This is a genomic window from Clostridium sp. HCS.1 (assembly GCF_047900555.1).
In the GTDB taxonomy this organism is placed as follows: domain Bacteria; phylum Bacillota; class Clostridia; order Clostridiales; family Clostridiaceae; genus Clostridium.
This window is the reverse complement of sequence record NZ_CP170704.1, coordinates 3,290,394-3,306,283: the sequence shown is the minus strand read 5'-3', so window position 1 is coordinate 3,306,283 and position 15,890 is coordinate 3,290,394. Positions and strand designations below refer to the sequence as shown.

The 15,890-nt window shown below is 26.7% G+C and carries 16 protein-coding genes and 2 tRNA genes; 13 read left to right on the top strand and 5 right to left on the bottom strand.

Annotated elements, in window-relative coordinates:
• Window positions 1-14 precede the first annotated feature (14 nt).
• Complete coding sequence (locus tag ACFYH6_RS15830; protein ID WP_416180000.1) at window positions 15-1,394, top strand: MATE family efflux transporter; 1,380 nt, start codon at window positions 15-17, stop codon at window positions 1,392-1,394.
• Window positions 1,395-1,426: 32 nt separating this feature from the next.
• On the opposite strand, the gene rimI is transcribed toward ACFYH6_RS15830, so the two are convergent.
• The 3 genes from rimI to tsaE are packed head-to-tail and all read right to left on the bottom strand — an operon-like array spanning window position 1,427 to window position 3,037.
• Window positions 1,427-1,879 carry a ribosomal protein S18-alanine N-acetyltransferase gene (gene rimI / locus ACFYH6_RS15825; protein WP_416180001.1) on the bottom strand — a complete coding sequence of 151 codons (453 nt, stop codon included), beginning with the start codon at window positions 1,877-1,879 and terminating at the stop codon, window positions 1,427-1,429.
• Window positions 1,863-2,579: a tRNA (adenosine(37)-N6)-threonylcarbamoyltransferase complex dimerization subunit type 1 TsaB gene (tsaB, locus tag ACFYH6_RS15820; RefSeq protein ID WP_416180002.1), complete on the bottom strand. Its 717-nt coding sequence runs from the start codon at window positions 2,577-2,579 to the stop codon at window positions 1,863-1,865. The genes rimI and tsaB overlap by 17 nt, the downstream gene beginning before the upstream one ends.
• On the bottom strand, window positions 2,576-3,037 hold the full coding sequence (gene tsaE, locus ACFYH6_RS15815; protein WP_416180003.1) for a tRNA (adenosine(37)-N6)-threonylcarbamoyltransferase complex ATPase subunit type 1 TsaE: 462 nt from the start codon (window positions 3,035-3,037) through the stop codon (window positions 2,576-2,578). Before tsaE ends, tsaB begins: the two co-directional genes overlap by 4 nt.
• 190 nt (window positions 3,038-3,227) lie before the next feature.
• Between tsaE and ACFYH6_RS15810 the strand changes: the two genes are divergently transcribed.
• The 12 genes from ACFYH6_RS15810 (at window position 3,228) to ACFYH6_RS15755 (ending at window position 14,840) form a co-directional block, all read left to right on the top strand.
• A complete protein-coding gene (locus ACFYH6_RS15810) occupies window positions 3,228-4,109 on the top strand; it encodes a metal ABC transporter substrate-binding protein (RefSeq protein ID WP_416180004.1) in 882 nt (293 codons plus the stop codon).
• A 41-nt stretch (window positions 4,110-4,150) separates the two neighbouring features.
• Window positions 4,151-4,226: transfer RNA gene (locus ACFYH6_RS15805), tRNA-Trp, on the top strand.
• A gap of 86 nt (window positions 4,227-4,312) precedes the next feature.
• Window positions 4,313-4,388 (top strand) — tRNA-Trp (locus tag ACFYH6_RS15800).
• Window positions 4,389-4,508: 120 nt separating this feature from the next.
• Window positions 4,509-7,739 (top strand): ligand-binding sensor domain-containing protein, encoded by a 3,231-nt coding sequence (locus ACFYH6_RS15795; protein WP_416180005.1) that lies wholly within the window; start codon window positions 4,509-4,511, stop codon window positions 7,737-7,739.
• Between the two features lie 151 nt (window positions 7,740-7,890).
• Window positions 7,891-8,736, top strand: coding sequence for a BglG family transcription antiterminator LicT (gene licT / locus ACFYH6_RS15790; RefSeq protein WP_416180006.1), 846 nt, complete (start codon window positions 7,891-7,893; stop codon window positions 8,734-8,736).
• Between the two features lie 77 nt (window positions 8,737-8,813).
• A complete protein-coding gene (ptsG, locus tag ACFYH6_RS15785) occupies window positions 8,814-10,862 on the top strand; it encodes a glucose-specific PTS transporter subunit IIBC (RefSeq protein WP_416180007.1) in 2,049 nt (682 codons plus the stop codon).
• Window positions 10,863-10,911: 49 nt separating this feature from the next.
• Entirely contained in the window at window positions 10,912-11,574 is a 663-nt protein-coding gene (gene trhA / locus ACFYH6_RS15780) for a PAQR family membrane homeostasis protein TrhA (RefSeq protein WP_416180008.1), read from the top strand.
• Between the two features lie 172 nt (window positions 11,575-11,746).
• Window positions 11,747-11,929, top strand: coding sequence for an alpha/beta-type small acid-soluble spore protein (locus ACFYH6_RS15775; protein WP_316344522.1), 183 nt, complete (start codon window positions 11,747-11,749; stop codon window positions 11,927-11,929).
• A gap of 303 nt (window positions 11,930-12,232) precedes the next feature.
• Entirely contained in the window at window positions 12,233-12,598 is a 366-nt protein-coding gene (locus ACFYH6_RS15770; protein ID WP_316344524.1) for a GntR family transcriptional regulator, read from the top strand.
• Between the two features lies 1 nt (window position 12,599).
• Entirely contained in the window at window positions 12,600-13,298 is a 699-nt protein-coding gene (locus tag ACFYH6_RS15765; protein ID WP_416180009.1) for an ABC transporter ATP-binding protein, read from the top strand.
• 20 nt (window positions 13,299-13,318) lie between these two features.
• Entirely contained in the window at window positions 13,319-14,017 is a 699-nt protein-coding gene (locus ACFYH6_RS15760) for a hypothetical protein (RefSeq protein ID WP_416180010.1), read from the top strand.
• Between the two features lie 13 nt (window positions 14,018-14,030).
• On the top strand, window positions 14,031-14,840 hold the full coding sequence (locus ACFYH6_RS15755; RefSeq protein ID WP_416180011.1) for a DUF4097 family beta strand repeat-containing protein: 810 nt from the start codon (window positions 14,031-14,033) through the stop codon (window positions 14,838-14,840).
• 160 nt (window positions 14,841-15,000) lie between these two features.
• Here ACFYH6_RS15755 and ACFYH6_RS15750 read toward each other — a convergent pair whose 3' ends face one another.
• Together ACFYH6_RS15750 and ACFYH6_RS15745 are read right to left on the bottom strand one after the other, a co-directional pair.
• Entirely contained in the window at window positions 15,001-15,564 is a 564-nt protein-coding gene (locus ACFYH6_RS15750) for a hypothetical protein (RefSeq protein WP_416180012.1), read from the bottom strand.
• A gap of 95 nt (window positions 15,565-15,659) precedes the next feature.
• Window positions 15,660-15,845 (bottom strand): DUF6440 family protein, encoded by a 186-nt coding sequence (locus ACFYH6_RS15745; RefSeq protein WP_316344531.1) that lies wholly within the window; start codon window positions 15,843-15,845, stop codon window positions 15,660-15,662.
• Window positions 15,846-15,890: the final 45 nt, after the last annotated feature.

Sequence of the window (15,890 nt, the reverse complement as noted above, 5' to 3'; positions counted from 1 at the left end):
AGGAGTATGATTTAATGAGTACACAAGAATTACTAGCAAAAGAAAAGATAAGTAAATTACTGTTAAAATATTCAGTGCCAGCTATCATTGGTATGTTAGTTAATGCTTTATATAATGTAGTAGATAGAATCTTTATAGGTAATATACCAGGGGTTGGTTCACTGGCAATTACTGGAGTAGGTGTGACTTTACCTATAACAACTATTGTTTTAGGATTTTGTATGCTAGTTGGAATTGGTGCAACTACTACTATTTCTATAAAATTAGGACAGGGTAAAAAAGAAGAAGCAGAAAAAGTAATAGGAAATGCTATAACTTTATCTATAATAATTGCTGTTATATTAACTGTAATAGGAATAGTTTTTGGAGAGTCTATTTTAACTAAGTTTGGTGCAAGTGAAAGTACATTATATTATGCAAAATCATATATATACATAATACTATTAGGTACAGTATTTAATATGGTAGCATTTACTTTAAATAATACTATTAGAGGTGATGGAAATCCAAAGCTTGCTGCTACAATTATGATTATTGGATGCCTAACTAATATAGTATTAGATGCTGTATTTATCTTTATATTTAACATGGGTATTCAAGGAGCAGCTATTGCAACTATTATCTCACAATTAATAACAGCCATAATAGGTATTAGATATTATTTAAGTGGAAAATCAAATCTAAGATTTTTCAAATCAAACTTAAAGATAAATAAAGATATAGTAATAAAAATATTAGCAATAGGTTTATCACCTTTTGCAATGCAAATGGCAGCTAGTTTAGTTCAAGTTATAGCGAATAATGTACTTAGAACATATGGAACAGATATTGCAATAGGAGCAATGGCTACAATATCTTCAGTTGCCCTTATGTGCTTGATGCCTATTTTTGGTATAAATCAAGGAGCACAGCCTATAATAGGCTTTAATTATGGAGCTAAGCAAGAGAAAAGAGCTCAAGAAGCATATAAATTATCACTTATGGTTGCAACTATTATATTGGTAGTAGCATTTATAGTAGTTCAAAGCTTCCCAGAAGCTATAATAGGAATATTTAATAAAGATCCTAAGTTTATGGATATTTCTGTTAAAGGATTAAGAATATACTTATTAATGTTACCTATAGTTGGAGTTTCAATTACTGGAACAAACTATATTCAATCAATTGGTGAAGCAAAGACTGCAATGATATTAAGTCTATTAAGACAAGTGATACTATTAATTCCATTTATAGTGATTCTACCAAGAATATTTAATCTAGGATTAAATGGAGTTTGGATAGCACAACCATTAAGCGATTTAATTGCCTCATCTTTAACAGGTATAATCATACTTAAACATATGAGAAAAAAAGAAGAAAATTATGAGGAAGTATTATTAGAAGAAGCAAATTAGAAGGAGCTGCCTAAGCAGCTCCTTCTATTAATTTAAGAGTATAATATTTTACTCATTAATATTGCATTTTCCTTATTATCCTCATAGTAACCTTTTCGAATTCCATCTATATTGAAACCAAACTTTTTATATAGATTTTGTGCTTTATAGTTAGATTCCCTAACTTCTAAATTTATTAAGGAACAGTTTAAATCAGAACACAAATTTATTAATGAAGATAATAATTTATCTCCTATCCCATTTCCTCTATAATCTGGATGGACAGCAATATTAGTTATATTTCCTTCACCTACAACTATCCAAATTCCAACGAATCCAACTACTAGGTCATTTATTTCATCCCTTGCAACTATATATTTAGCCAATGGATTATTTAGTTCTCCATTAATTGACTCAAGGCTCCAAGGAATAGAAAAAGAAGCATTTGATATATCAAAGACTCCATTAACATCTTTATTAGTCATTAAATTATAAGTTATTTTCATTTTTTAATGCTAACCTTTTTTCTAATTCTCTTTGTGCTTGAGGTTTCTTTAAATAAAATGGAGATGAATTTAAATCATCTTGTTCATTATTTAATAACATTTTTATACCTATTTCGCCTAAGGAAGAGGCTCTTATAATACTAAGATGATTTGGCGCAAATTTACAATTAGGTAAATGCTCTAATAAATAATCCTTATGTTTATTTACTGCATCTCCAGTAAAAATAACATCTTCACCCTTTTCTTTTAATAAATCTATTAATTCATCTAATTCTAAAGCTGAATAATCTATTAGTTTTTCTAAATTTCCATTATTTCCTTTATAAAGACAAGTATAAACACTACTTCTCAAAGCATCCATTATTGGACATATTATTCCATTGAAGTTTACAAGAGAATAAGCAAGGGCATCTAAACTAGATATACTTATGTAAGGCTTATTTGAACCAAAACTTAAGCCTTTTACAGTAGCCATTCCGATTCTTAATCCAGTAAAGGAACCTGGACCCTTTGAAACTACAAATCCATCTACATCATCAATATCTAAGCTAGAGTCTTTTAAAAGTTTATCAACCATGTCCATAATTAAAGTTGAATGCTCTAGTTTATTATTAATTGTGTATTCTGCAATTAAATTATTTTCATCCAAAAGAGCTGCAGTAGCTACTTTTGAGGCTGAATCTACACTTAAAACTATCATAAGTTTAACTCCTTTATATAATTATATCTTTCACCATAAGGAGTAATAGTAATATTTCTAAAATTTTCTCCTTTAGATAAATCTTTTTCTATTAATATATGTAAGTATTCATTAGGTAATATTTCTTCAATGTAATTAGCCCATTCAATTATAGAAACTCCATCTGAAAAAATATAATCATCAAAGCCTATAGCATAAATTTCATCAGGATCACTTACTCTATAAACATCGAAATGATATAGTTTAATTCTACCTGAGTCATATTCATTAACTATAGTAAATGTTGGACTAGTTATATATTCATCTATCTCTAAACCTTTTGCTATTCCTTTAGTTATATGAGTTTTTCCAGTTCCTAAGTCTCCAGTTAAACATACTATATCACCAGGATTTAATAACTTACCTATAGCAAATCCAAGATTAGTTGTTTCTTCTATAGTATTAACATTAAAATTCATTTGAAATCTCCTTTCTAAGGAATTTATACTAATATATATTCTATCTAAAATGAAGAAAAAAAGAAAGTTAAAAATATATACATAATTTAACTTGTTACTAATATGTAAAAGATTTGTAATTCTTTTTCGCTCATGATAAGATACAATATATATATAATTAGATTATTATAATTTCCAGGAGGATATTAACATGAAGAAGTTAACATATGCTTTAGTTATTTTTACTTCTATATTATTTTTTGGATTAACATTTTCCTACAATCCTCTTATGGCAAATCCAACAGATGAGTTAGATGAAGAAAGGGATACTTATTTAAATATATTAACAGTAAATAAAGAACTATATAATATGGTTAAAGCTTTAACTTTAGATAAACATAGTGTAGAGTATTTATTTAGTAGTGAAAAAGAAATGCAAGATTTTAATATAAGTGAAAATACTATAAATAATGTATTAAATATGGACCTGTTTATATATAATGGTTTAGGTTATGAAAATTGGATAAATGTTATATTAGATAATTCCAAAAACTCTAATGTAGGAGTTATAAACGCCAGTAGAGGAATAAGAACTATTATAAAATCATTATCAAAAGAAAATGAAGAAAATCCTTATTATCTATTAGGTTTTAACGAATATAAAATAGCTTTGTATAATATAAAAACTTCATTACAAGAAAGAGATATTAAAAATAGAAGCTTCTATGAAGACAATTATAAGAAAGTAACTGAAGATTTAGATAAATTTTTAAGTGAATCTAAAGAAGAATTAAGTAAATATAAGGATTATAAAATATTTACTAATACAGATAAATTTGATTATTTATTTAGAGATTTAGGAATACAAGTAAATAAATTAAAGGATAATAATGAAGAAATAGATGAAGAAGAATTAACAAAAAATATATTTATTTACGATAAAGATGTTGAGAATTTAAATGAATTAAAGAGAAAAATGAAAAGAGAATATACCTATGTTGGGTTAAGCTCTGAAGGTGAAATAAATGTATTAACTGAAAATGTTATTAATATTCTTGAAGAATTAAAAAATAAAAGTAATATTAGTAGTTGATTTTTAGATATACATAAGTTATAATATTTATTGTCACGCAAAGGGGTATAGCTCAATTGGTAGAGTAGCGGTCTCCAAAACCGTTGGTTGTGGGTTCGATTCCTACTGCCCCTGCCAAAAAGTCAGTAATTTAATTACTGACTTTTTTTATAATATTTTTGTTGACAAGTATTAAATTGTCATGATAGAATAACTTTTGTTGAAGGGGTATAGCTCAATTGGTAGAGTAGCGGTCTCCAAAACCGTTGGTTGTGGGTTCGATTCCTACTGCCCCTGCCAAAATCAAAAGACTAAAAAATTTGTTTTTTAGTCTTTTTTTTTATTATATATATTTTTTATATATTAAAGTATATAATATAAACTATAAAATTGATTATTATTTAGTGGAGAATAATTTATATGAGATATAAAAAGAGGAAAATAATAATATTTTCAATAATAATAGGTATTATTTTTAATAGTTTATGTTTCCAAGTCAGTGCAGTTAATAATGATAAAAAGAATATTGTTTTTAAAAGAATAACTGTAGAAGATGGATTATCTCAAACCACAGCTCAATATTTATTTCAAGATAGCAAAGGTTATATGTGGATAGCAACAACAGATGGTTTAAATAGATATAATGGACATGAATTTGAAGTATATAGATATAGAGAAGGTTATGATAAAAGTATAAGTGACAATTATATTTCAGCCATAACTGAAGATGAAAATGGAAATATATGGGTTGGTACTGGGAGAGGTTTAAATAAAATAAATACTGAAACAAATGAGATAAAAATATATATTGCAGGTATCCATGGATGTAACTTATCTGATAATAATATAACTGAAATATTAATTGATTCAAATGAAAATATGTATATAGCAACGGAAAATGGATTAAATTTATATGATAAAGAAAAGGATAACTTTATAAGATTATATTCAGATGAAGACATTAATAATAAATTATCTAGCCAAGTTATCTATGCTATAGATGAAGATTTAGAGGGAAACCTATGGGTAGGAACTAAAGATAGAGGGTTAAATAAAGTTAACAGGAAAACTGGAGAAATTACTTACTATTATGCAGATGGATTAAGTAATTCAATTTCAGATAACTTTATATATGATTTATATTTAGATTGTAATAATTTGTGGATAGGTACATATAACGGTGGATTAAATAAGTTAAATATAGAAACAAATAACATAGAGCACTACAGTAATAACCCAAATGATTCAAGTTCTATTGCTAGTAACTCAATTAGAAATATATATAAGGACAAAAATAAAACAGTTTGGATAGCAACAAATAAAGGACTTAGTAGATTAGATGAGAAGGATAATAAGTTTATAAATTATACTTCAAGGATATATGATCTACAAAGTTTAGTTAGTGATGATGTATTGTTTTTAACAGAAGATAATTCAGGATCAATATGGGTAGGAACTTATGATGGAATAAGTATTTTTAATAATCAAAATTCCTTTACTAATTATAAGAAAGATTATTTAGACAGTAATTCATTAAGTGACAATATGATAGCTGGAATATATAAAGATAATGATGGCCTTATTTGGGTTGGAACTGTTCAAAATGGTTTAAATATTATAAATAAAAAAAATAATACTATAACTAAATACAAAAGCTCAAGGGATGATAATTCTATTAGTGATGATAGTATAAGAGACATTACTGGAATTGATAATGAGATTTGGATAGGTACTGAAAATGGATTAACAAAATATGACAAAAACACTAATAAGTTTACAAAGTATTTCCAGGGAAATGAAAATTCTTTAATATCAAATAATATAAGAAGTTTATTTATAGATAAAGATGGTGATTTATGGATAGCTACTGAAAATGGTGTTTGCACCTTTGATAGAAAAAATAATTTCCAATCCTATAATGAATTATTTATGAATAATGATATATCCGATACTATGTTTTCAGGAATAGCTCAGGATAAAGATGGGGATATATGGATAGGTGCATCTTTAGAAGGTGGCTTAATTAGAATAAATAAAAATACTAAAGAAATAAAAGTATATAAAAATGAAGTAGATAATAAAGGAAGTTTAAGTTTTGATGCAGTAAAAAGTATAGCTGTAGATGAAGATAATAATGTTTGGATTGGAACTGCATATGGGTTAAACAAATTCAATAGAGAAGACGAAAGTTTTATTAGGTATAATGAAAATAATGGTTTATATAATAGCTTTATTTATGGGATTTTAGTTGATGATGAAGGGAATCTTTGGATGAGTACCAATTATGGTATATCCAAATTTAATATAAAAAACAATAAATTTATTAATTATGATGTGGCAGATGGATTACCAGGTAATGAATTTAATGGTTTTGCATATCATAAAGCTAATGATGGAGAAATGTTTTTTGGTGGAACTAATGGACTAACTTCCTTTTATCCACAACAATTAAAAGAAAAGAGCTTTATACCTAGCGTAGTTATAGGAAGTGCATATACGAATCAAGATGAACTTTTAGATTTAAATAAAATACATTTAAAGTATAAAAGTAATAATATACACTTTAATTTCTTTTTGCCTGATTACAGAAACGTAAAAAAGATTCAATATGCTTATAAGCTAGAAGGATTAGAAGATGAGTGGATATTAGCGGATAATAGAAATTATGCCAGTTATACTAACTTAGAAGGTGGTAAATATACCTTTAAAGTTAGTGCAAGAAATTCTACTGGAGAATGGAGTAGGCCTACAAATGTAAGTTTTACAGTAGGAGTAAAGCCATGGAAAAGTCCCTTTGCATATATGATTTATTTATTGTTAATATTTATGATAATATATATAATCTGGAATAGGGTTAAGATACTAGATAGCCTAGTTGAGCAAAGGTCTAATGAGTTAAATAAGAAATTTAAAGAAAATGAAGAACTGTACAATAAATTAATTCAAAATGAAAAATATAAAAACAATTATTTTATTAACCTTTCTCATGAACTTAGAACTCCATTAAATGTTATAATTTCAGTTGAACAACTTATAACAAGATTAAATGATGATAAAAAAGTTATTCCAAGAGAAAAATTATATTATTATATGGATGCAATAAGAAGAAATTCAAATAGACTTTTAAAATTAATTAATAACATAATAGATACATCTAAAATAGAGTCAGGATCATATAAGTTAGACTTTAAAAAACATAATATAGTTTATTTGGTGGAAGAAATAGTTTTATCTATGAAGAATTATGTTGAATCAAAAGGGATTGAATTAATTATAGATCCAGAAATAGAAGAAAAGATAATAGAATGTGATGAATCAGAGATAGAGAAGTGTATAGTAAATTTAGTTGGTAATGCTGTTAAGTTTACTGAAAGCGGAGGAAGGATAGAAGTTAAAATTTCAGACCTTGGGAATTCAGTAAGTATATCTGTGAAAGATACAGGAGTAGGAATAGATAGAAGTTATCATGATGCTATTTTTGATAGATTTGGTCAAGCATATAATAATGTATCTGAAGAATTTGGCGGAAGCGGATTAGGATTAACACTTACTAAGCAATTAGTGGCTTTACATAAGGGTGAGATATTTGTTAAAAGTGAAGTTAATAAAGGCAGCGAATTTATAATTATTTTACCAACAAAGCAAAGATAATTTATTGATATTGACAGTAGTAATTTACAATGATAAGATATATTTATTAAGTATGTGGATTGTTACTGGAATGTAGGTAATACCTAAATTGGGGTGTATTAGTATACTCTAGTTTAGGTATTTTATTTTCCAAGTGTAAGGAGAATGTAAGATGATTGTTGAAAAAATATTGAACAATAACGTAGTTGTATCAATAGATCCTAATACTAAAAAAGAAGTAATAATTATGGGGTCAGGAATCGCCTTTAAAAGAAAGGTTGGTCAGGAGATCGAAGAAGATAAGATTGAAAAAATATTTGTTGTAGATGATAAAAAAATGAGCAATAAGATAAAGAAATTAATAAATCAAATTCCAGATGGAATATTTGAATTAGCTCATGAAATAATTGCTTATGCTACTAAAAAGTTAGATAGAAAGTTAGATAAACAAATATACATATCTTTAGCTGACCATATTGCTTTTGCTATAAAAAGATACAAAAATAACATACAAATAAAAAATGATTTATTAGATGAAATAAGAAGAATCCATAAAGAAGAATTTTCAGTTGCTTTATGGGCAGTAGATTATATTAATAATAAACTTAATATAAATTTACCAGAGGATGAAGCAGCTTTTATTGCATTACATTTAGTTAATGCAAGCTATCAAGAATCTTCAAAAGAATCTGTTATTGCAACTAATATAATTAAAGGTGTATTAAATATTATAAGATATTATTATTCAGTAGAATTTAATGAAGATGATTTAAATTATGATAGGTTATTAACACATTTAAAATATTTTGCAAAAAGGGTGGTCACCAATAATCAAAACAATGATGACAATAGTGAATTTATAGATATAGCTAAAAAGAGTTACCCAGAAGCATATGAATGTGCTCAAAAGGTGAAAGCCTATGTTAAAGCAAATTATAATCATAATGTTAATGAAGATGAAATAGTTTATTTAACTATGCATATTCATAGGGTTATTTCTGTACTTAGAAGTACCTAATTATTATTTATATCTTTCAGAATTTTGGACTTAAGTAATTTTACTTAAGTCCTTATTTGAATTATTTAGGAGGGAAAATGGATATTAGCTTATTTTTCAAAAAATCCTTTGGGGTTTTGCAAAGGATAGGGAAAGCAATAACTTTACCAGTAGCATTATTACCAGTTGCAGGACTATTAATGGGGATTGGTACTTTATTTGAAAATCAAGATTTTCTAAATATGTTTCCTATTCTATCAGGACATGGATTCCAAATAACGGCAGATATAATGTCAACATCAGGAAGTATAATATTTACTAATTTACCATTGATATTTGCAGTTGGAGTTGCAATTGGAATGAGCACTGGAGATGGAGTTGCTGCATTAGCTGCAATAGTTGGATTTTTAATAATGAATGTTACTACAGGTATAATTGCTGGTGTAGATATATCACAAGTTCCAAATAATCCAATGTATACTACTGTATTAGGAATACCAACCTTATCTACAGGAGTTTTTGGAGGAATTATTATGGGTCTTATTTCAGCTGTTCTATATCAGAAGTTTCATGATATAAAATTGCCTGAATTTTTAGGCTTTTTCTCAGGAAAGAGATTTGTACCTATAGTAACAGCTATATCAGGATTAATACTAGGGATTATTATGGCAATTATTTGGCCTCCTGTTCAAAATTTTTTATTAGAATTTTCTAGAAGTATGATTAGTACAAATGAAACTCTTTCTGCATTTATTTTTGGAGTTATAGAAAGAGCATTAATACCCTTTGGATTACATCATATTTGGTACACTCCTTTTTGGTATCAATTTGGAGAGTACATAAATTCTTCAGGTCAATTAATAGTAGGTGACCAATCTATATTTTTTGCTCAATTAAAGGATGGAGTAGAATTTACAGCAGGTACATTTATGACTGGAAAATATCCATTTATGATGTTTGGACTTCCAGCAGCATCACTAGCTATGTATAATGAAGCAGAAAAGGGAAAGAAAAAGCTAGTTGCTGGAATATTATTTTCAGCTGCACTAACATCATTCTTAACTGGTATAACAGAACCAATAGAATTTATGTTTCTATTTGTAGCACCAGTTTTATTTGCTATACATTGCATCTTTGCAGGACTATCTTTTATGATAATGCAAATATTAAATGTTAAAATTGGATTAACCTTCTCAGGTGGATTAATAGATTTTATATTATTTGGAGTAATACCTAATAGAACAAATTGGGTATGGGTAATTATAGTAGGTCTTGGATTTGCTATAGTATATTATTTAGGATTTAGGTTCATAATAAGAAGTCTAAATTTAAAAACCCCAGGAAGAGAAGAGGATGAAAATAATATAAATATAGATATGTCTAGTGAAAAACTTCCTTATGAAATTCTAAATGCCTTTGGTGGAGGCAAAAATATTAAATATTTAGATTCATGTATAACTAGATTAAGAGTAACTGTAAATAAATTTTCATTGGTTAATAAAGATAAGTTAAAAGCCTTAGGTGCAGCAGATTTAATGGTAATAGGAAATAATATTCAAGCTATTTTTGGTCCACAATCAGATATTATTAAAGAACAAATGAAGGATATTATGGATGGAAAAGAAATAGTAGTAAAGAAGAAAAATAAATTGAAGAAAATTAAAAGTGGTATAAAAACTGAAAAGCAAATAAGTATTCCTCTTTCAGGGAATTTAGTAAGACTTGAAGAAGTTCCAGATGAAATATTCTCTATGAAGATAATTGGAGATGGATTTGCAATAAACCCTAGTGATAATATTTTAAAATCACCAGCTAAAGGTATGGTTATTACCTTAGCTAAGGAGAAACATTCTATTACCATTAGAACTTTAGATGGCTATGATATATTAATGCATATAGGAATAGATACTTTAAAGTTAAGAGGAGAAGGATTTAAGGCTTTTGTAGAAGAAGGAGATATAGTAAATGTGGGCGATAATCTAATTGAGTTTACATTAGAACTTATAAAGGAAAAAGCTAAGTCTCCAATAACTCCAATTATATTTAAAGGCTTAGAAAATAATAAATATATATACTTTGAAAATAATAAGAAAGTTACGGCTGGAGAAGAAAATATAGTTCAAATACATAAGAAATTAAAAGAATAATATTATAGGTATTGAGATATAATTATTTAAAATTGGGGAGGTTGATACCATGAAAAAGGAAGAATTTGAATATAATTTTTATACTAAGGGAGAAGAAATTGCAAATGCTGTAACTCATGGAGTAGGAGCTATACTATCAATTGTAGGAAGTATATTTCTAATTTTAAAAGCCTCTAAAACTTCTAGTAATTATGCAATTATTGGAGTTTGGGTATATTGTATAGCATTATTTATACTATATTTAGGATCTACTCTATATCATAGTATACCTGGAAAATTAGTAAAAAGGATATTTAGAATCTTAGATCACTCATCAATTTATTTATTAATAGCTGGAACATATACTCCAATTATATTAATATTTTTGAATACTGATAAGAAATCTATGTATTTACTTCTTTTCTTGTGGGTAATTGCAGTGGTAGGCATAGTATTCAAAGCTTTTTGGATAGATAAATTTGGGCTTTTATCTACAATTCTATATATACTAATGGGATGGACTATTGTAATAAATATAAAAACAGTAATTTTATTAATACCTTTCAATATTTTAATGCTTATAGTTTTTGGAGGGATTTCTTATACAGTAGGATGTATATTTTTTTCAATAGATAAGATGCCTTACAATCATTTTATATGGCACTTATTTGTTATGTTAGGAAGTGCTTTGCACTATATTGCAATTTTCTTAGGTATACTTTATATAACTTAATGAAATATCCTTTATAAAATTTGTAGATAATAATACTAGTGTAGCCAGTAATTACTAGGAATATAAAACTTGTATCAGGTTAATATAATAGTGTAAACATCAAAGCTTTTAATTGATAAACACTTCATTTAAAAGTTGTTTACTAAACCAACAGCCAAAGGAGGAATTACAAATGGCTAAAACATTAGTTCCAGAAGCAAGAAAGGGATTAAGTGCATTTAAAAATGAAGTTGCAGCAGAGTTAGGAGTTCCATTTAGTGATTATAATGGAGACTTAACTTCAAAACAATGTGGTTCCGTTGGTGGCGAAATGGTAAAAAGAATGGTAGAACAATACGAAAATTCAATAAAATAGCCACAGGAACAAAGAACCTAAGGTATTAAAACAGGATGGATATACCGCCAAAGAATATAGTAATTCTACCGTTCTAAAAGGGAGAAACCTATATTAAAGTAAAATTTTATATTTTACTTTAATGGGTTTCTTTCTTTTTTGTTGAAATATTCTTAAAATTAAGAAAAATAGAGAGATACTGAGTAAATTGAAAATAAGTCCATGAAATGGAGAATTAACATCATTAGTAAAAGATGCAAATATATATGTACTAGTGTACTATTTAATTAATACACTAGTACTGTATAGAAAGGAGATAAATTTATGGTGCTTGAATTAAATACAAAAGAGCCTATATATCTTCAAATAATTGCTTATATGAAAAAGAAAATAGTTTCTGGAGAATTAAAAGGAGGAGAAAGAGTTTTGTCTGTTAGAGAATATGCAAGTGAAGCTAAAGTTAATCCTAACACAATACAAAAAGTTTATAATGAACTAGAAAACCAAGGACTAATTTACACACAAAGGGGTATTGGGAAATTTGTAACTGAAGATGAAGAAAAAATTAATTCTTTAAGAGAGGAATTATTTAACGAAGCTATAGATAAATTTATAGAGGATTCAAAATCATTAGGATTTACTAAAGATAATATATTAGCAATTATATCAGAGAGATATAAGGAGGATTAAAATGAGTAATTTATTAGAGGTTAATAATATAAGTAAAAGAATAAAGGGAAAAGAAATATTGAAAGGAATAAGTTTTAATTTAGAACAGGGAAAAGTATTAGGAATAATGGGACCTAATGGACAAGGTAAGACAACCTTGTTGAATGTTATTCAAGGATTCTTAAAGGCTGATAATGGTGAAATTAAAGTTGATGGAAATCCTCAAAGTGTTTTAACTAAAAATGATATATCTTTTCTACAGGATGTAAATATTTTTAATAAGTCTATGAAAATAAAAGATGCAATAAGTTTATATGTAGATTTCTTTAATGATTTTGATAAAGAAAAGATGGATTACTATTTAGACTTTATGAATTTAGATAGTTCATCTAAGATAAGAGATTTATCAAAAGGAATGATGGAAAAATTTAATTTATCACTAGCTTTAAGCAGAAGAGCTAAACTTTATATGTTAGATGAACCAATTTCAGGAGTAGATCCTGTATCTAGAGAAAAAATACTTGATGTAATTCTAGAAAACTTATCAGAAGATAGCTCCATGATAATAACTACCCATTATATAGGTGAACTTGAAAGAATATTTGATGAAGTTATTTTCTTAGGTGATGGAAAAATAATAGAACATGGAGATGCTGAAGAACTTAGAGAAAAGTATAAGGAATCAATTGACCAGATATATAGAAAGATTTTTGCAGAATAATATAGGAAGGGGTGTAGAATTTGAAAAACATTATTAATTTATTAAAGTATAGCTTTGGGAAATACCATATGAGTAAAAGTAAAGTGTTCTATATAGTTGGATTAGTTATTTTATGTTTTAATTTTATTGGCATGTTTGCTAGGATACCAATACTTGGAGAAATGATTTCATTATTAAATATAGGATTTATTGTAACTTTTTTATCTATAAATTTCATATGGTCTTTAGTTAGATTTCAAACACAAATTTCTAAAGAAAAAGGGAAATTACTATTTACATTACCAATAAAATCTCATGAATTTATAATAGCTAAAATTATTGAGTTTATTTTAATTCAAGGCATAATAGTTTTTATTACAATGTTAATGACTCTAATTTCAGGTAATAGCCTTAGAGATTTAGTTAATTTATCTTCTATAGCAGTAATGTATGGAACAATAATTGCATATATTATCATTATTTCTTTTATGGTGATTTTTTCATCTTATATTAAAAATACAGCTTTATATATTCTATCAGTAGTAATAGGTGGAAGCATAATTCAAGGTATTGTTGAAGGAATCATTAAAACAATAACAAACTTTTTACCTTATATTTATATGAAGATAGGAACTTTTATTGAAATTGATTTGGTACACTCTCTATTAAGCTTAAGTTGGATTATTTTTATAGTTTATTTAGCAATTTATCATTTAGATAAAAAATTAGATATAATTTAAAGGGGTGAATAAAGTGAAAAAATATATTGGTATCACAGTAGCTATAGCTTTAACTACATTGTTAGCTGGCTGTGGAGTAAAATTTGGAATAGAAAGTAGAAACAATTGGTGGAATGATAGGGCTACAACAGATGATTCTACTAATAGTGGAGAGAATATTATCATATCTGAAGTCATTACTGACATTAATAAATTAGATATAAAAATAGATGTAAGTAATGTGAAAATTAATTATTATGATGGATCGGATATAGAAATTTCAGGTAAGTTAAGTAAATATTCTAGAGGTGTTAAAACGGAAAAAAAATCTGATACACTAATTATTATAGAAGAATCAAAAAATAATAAGAATTTAATGGCAGACTCCTCAAGTAATTTAGTAATAGATATTCCTAGAAATTTTAATGGAGATTTTGAATTTGCCTTTGGTGTAGGTGAATGTGAAATTAATGACTTAGAATTAAGTAATATTAAAATAAGTAGTGGAGTGGGTGAACTAACTTTACATGAAATATCTTTTGATAAAATAGAATTAAAAAGTGGAGTTGGAGAGACAACTTTAGAGACAAGTAAAAAGACAGGTGAAATCAATATAGAAGGTGGAATTGGTGAAACTAATGTCTCATTAGGAGATATAAATGGAGATTTAAGATTTGAGGGTGGAATGGGCAGTGCAACTATTAAGGTTCCAGTTAATGCGCCAATAAATATTACTTCAAAAGCTGGACTTGGAGAGGCAAAAATAACTGCAAAGACATCAAATGAAGAAAAATATACTTTTGATGTTAGCGTTGGATTGGGAGATATTAAGATTACTAATTAATTTATAAGAATTAATTTAATTTTTTATGAAAATAATTAGGGCGCTACCAATAAAGGGCGCCCATTTTTTTGACTACAAGCTGTGTGCAGCCTAAAAATGATTATTATTAGCTGGAAAGAAAGATGTTTCTTGTTAAGAGGCTGGTTTTACTATATCTAGTTTATTGACATACTAACTTTATGAAAATATTAGTTTTATTTATCTCAAGTAATCTATCTAGATCTTCTTTTGATAAGGATCCTAGTCTATTCATGGGTAAACCCATTCCGCCATCATTAGCATGAAATAAATATACTTCATCACCTATATCTATTATTCTAGTTCCAGTAAAATAATAGTTTGTAAATTTAGAAATATCTTCTTCTATTTCAAAACTAGTATATGCTCCACCAGACATTAGTTTTATTTTATTTTCTTGTATATTTATTGATAAATTAGTATCTTCTATCTTATCTTCTGTTGGTCCATATGCCATAGCAAATATCATTTTTTCTTTTACTTTTTCTTTGTTTTCATAAGTTTCATATACTACCTGCAGTTCATAGCTTTTATCTTCAGGTAAGTTTTTTAAATCATATTTAAAAGCTCTATTACCAGTTAGTGATAATATTTCATTTTGTTCATCGGTAAATTCCTTATAATTAATTGTAAAGTCTTTACTTTGAGTACATCCACTAATAATTAACGAACTCAAAATTACAATTAATAGCAATAATTTTTTCATATTTTACCCCCAATAATTTATATTTTTTTGTGTTATATAATTTTCAAAAAACTTCTTTCCACGTAAAGAAAATAAATAGTTTTAATATTACTTATTTATTTATCAACAATCACTTTACCTTCTGAGTCTAGCAATGGTATGATACTATTTTGCCCTGCTCCAACAGTCATTAAATAATTTACTCCTGTAAGAGTATCAACAACTACATATAAAGCTCCACATATTAAAGCTTGTTCTTCTTTAATTACAAATCGTTTATCTTTTTTATCTTTTCCAAACAATTAAAATTCCTCCTTATAAATTTCTATATTATTTAAATAATAAAT

Coding starts and splice junctions, on each gene's coding strand:
- ACFYH6_RS15830 (WP_416180000.1), top strand. CDS start 15: ATGAGTACACAAGAATTACTAGCAAAAGAAAAGATAAGTAAATTACTG.
- rimI (WP_416180001.1), bottom strand. CDS start 1,879: ATGAAAATAACTTATAATTTAATGACTAATAAAGATGTTAATGGAGTC.
- tsaB (WP_416180002.1), bottom strand. CDS start 2,579: ATGATAGTTTTAAGTGTAGATTCAGCCTCAAAAGTAGCTACTGCAGCT.
- tsaE (WP_416180003.1), bottom strand. CDS start 3,037: ATGAATTTTAATGTTAATACTATAGAAGAAACAACTAATCTTGGATTT.
- ACFYH6_RS15810 (WP_416180004.1), top strand. CDS start 3,228: ATGAAGAAGTTAACATATGCTTTAGTTATTTTTACTTCTATATTATTT.
- ACFYH6_RS15795 (WP_416180005.1), top strand. CDS start 4,509: ATGAGATATAAAAAGAGGAAAATAATAATATTTTCAATAATAATAGGT.
- licT (WP_416180006.1), top strand. CDS start 7,891: ATGATTGTTGAAAAAATATTGAACAATAACGTAGTTGTATCAATAGAT.
- ptsG (WP_416180007.1), top strand. CDS start 8,814: ATGGATATTAGCTTATTTTTCAAAAAATCCTTTGGGGTTTTGCAAAGG.
- trhA (WP_416180008.1), top strand. CDS start 10,912: ATGAAAAAGGAAGAATTTGAATATAATTTTTATACTAAGGGAGAAGAA.
- ACFYH6_RS15775 (WP_316344522.1), top strand. CDS start 11,747: ATGGCTAAAACATTAGTTCCAGAAGCAAGAAAGGGATTAAGTGCATTT.
- ACFYH6_RS15770 (WP_316344524.1), top strand. CDS start 12,233: ATGGTGCTTGAATTAAATACAAAAGAGCCTATATATCTTCAAATAATT.
- ACFYH6_RS15765 (WP_416180009.1), top strand. CDS start 12,600: ATGAGTAATTTATTAGAGGTTAATAATATAAGTAAAAGAATAAAGGGA.
- ACFYH6_RS15750 (WP_416180012.1), bottom strand. CDS start 15,564: ATGAAAAAATTATTGCTATTAATTGTAATTTTGAGTTCGTTAATTATT.